This is a genomic window from Mesorhizobium sp. M5C.F.Ca.IN.020.29.1.1, assembly GCF_003997375.1.
Classification (GTDB): Bacteria; Pseudomonadota; Alphaproteobacteria; order Rhizobiales; family Rhizobiaceae; genus Mesorhizobium; species Mesorhizobium wenxiniae.
In genome coordinates this window covers 1-1,750 of record NZ_RZSW01000875.1, presented here as the reverse complement: position 1 = coordinate 1,750, position 1,750 = coordinate 1, and the positions used below count along the sequence as shown (strand labels likewise).

The 1,750-nt window shown below is 59.0% G+C and carries 2 protein-coding genes; one reads left to right on the top strand and one right to left on the bottom strand.

The features are described 5' to 3' along the window. Positions 1-211 precede the first annotated feature (211 nt). Entirely contained in the window at positions 212-1,048 is an 837-nt protein-coding gene (locus EOA85_RS34520; RefSeq protein WP_127212663.1) for a universal stress protein, read from the bottom strand. Positions 1,049-1,227: 179 nt separating this feature from the next. Between EOA85_RS34520 and EOA85_RS34515 the strand changes: the two genes are divergently transcribed. Beyond that, entirely contained in the window at positions 1,228-1,626 is a 399-nt protein-coding gene (locus EOA85_RS34515; protein ID WP_127212662.1) for a cytochrome c, read from the top strand. The last annotated feature ends 124 nt before the right edge of the window (positions 1,627-1,750 follow it).

Below are 1,750 nucleotides of genomic sequence, written 5' to 3'. Positions count from 1 at the left end.
TGAAGTGAGTTTCACCCAAAAAGGCATGACTGGCTTCTCCTATGCTTTGCGCTAAGCATATAGGAGTTCGGCCCGATATGGGAAATGCATATTGCATTCCGGCAAATTTCAAACTGAGACACTACCGACTGTTCCGCCAGCTCGGCCCAGCAAGTTGCTCCAAAAGCATGGGCCGGCGGTATTGCGCCGGCCCGACTGCTTCTTGGAATGGCTACCGGGCCATCAGGATCGGCAGCGATGGATTCTCAAGCATCGACTTGGTGACGCCACCGAAGATGCGCTCGCGCAGCCGCGAATGACCGTAGGCCCCCATAACCATCAGGTCGGCGGCGGTGTCGACAGCGTGCCGGCGAAGAACGTCGGCGACTGAATGGTTCGAGCTCGGCAGCCTGTCGACCGTAACCTTCACGCCGTGCCGTGCGAGAAAGGCCGCAGCATCTGCGCCCGGTTCCGCACCATGGTGGTATTCATCTTCAACCGGATCGATGATGGCAATGTGCACCTCCTCGGCGCCTATCAGCAGGTCAAGCGACTCGCGCAGCGCGCGCGAAGATTCCAGACGAGCGTCCCAAGCGACGAGCACGCGTTTCGGCTTCAGTGTCGGCCGCGAGCCCTCGGGAACGAGCAGAAGGGGCCTGCCGGACGAAAACAAGACGCCCTCGATGACCTTGTCCTTCAGTGTATGGCTTGCGAGCAGGTCCGGCCCCAGAATGGCCAGATCGGCGTAGCGGGCTCGCCTTCCGATGATCTCGTCCGCCCAGGCGGTATCGGGATAGTCGTCGCTCAGATCAGCTGATACGTCAGCTTGGGAAACAAATGCCACCACCTCCGAAATTCGTTTCTTGAGCCTTTTCAGGTCGGCCTGACGCTCCTCCAGCCAAGCTGGTGAGAGGACAACAGCATACTCACCGCCTGAGGGCGGCGCAGCAAGCTCGAGAACCAGCACGGAGAGATGGGCATCTATCTGTTCGCACAGCGATGCGGCGAGCTTCAGATCGCCCTCGCCCTGGTTCGGTCCGGTAATCGTAAGCAGTGTCCTGAAAGTCACGGCGGCAACTCCTCATTCTAAGGGAAGGATTAGTCGTGGTTTCAGTCATTATCGAGTGCGGCCGGCGCGTTCATTGCGCTGAATCAAACACCGTGAAGAGCGCGGCGGCATTTGATACGCATCAATGTGCTCGCTAACCCGGCCTGTAGCTTTCACCCAAGCAATTGGTGGATTCGTAAGTGAAAATCCTGATCGCAGCAGTGTTTGCAGGTTTGGGCTTCAACGCGGCCGGCGCCCAGGAAGTCGGCAACGGCAAGGCGGAATACATGAACTCATGTGCCGTCTGCCATGGCCCTCAAGGCAAGGGCGACGGATCCCTTGCCGATGAAATGTTGAAGCGCCCAGCGGACCTGACGCACCTGTCCAAGCAGAACGGCGGCGAATTCCCCTACTGGCGCGTTTTCGCGGTGATCGATGGCCGTTACGTCGTGCCGGAGCATGGCGAGCGCGACATGCCGGTCTGGGGTCGACAGTTCCTTCCCGGGGACGCCAAGAAGTACGGCCCGAACGCTGGAGAAATCGTCACCAGGGAACGGATCCATGAACTGGCCGGTTACGTCCAGACCCTACAGCGATAACTCGAGGGACAACTTCCTCGATAAGGCCTTGGTCGTTTCACCGGCGCAGCCAAACAGGAGGCAGGCAATGATCGTTGACGACCAGCAGGCCACTGTCGCATTTCTGTATAACCCTGCCGCATAT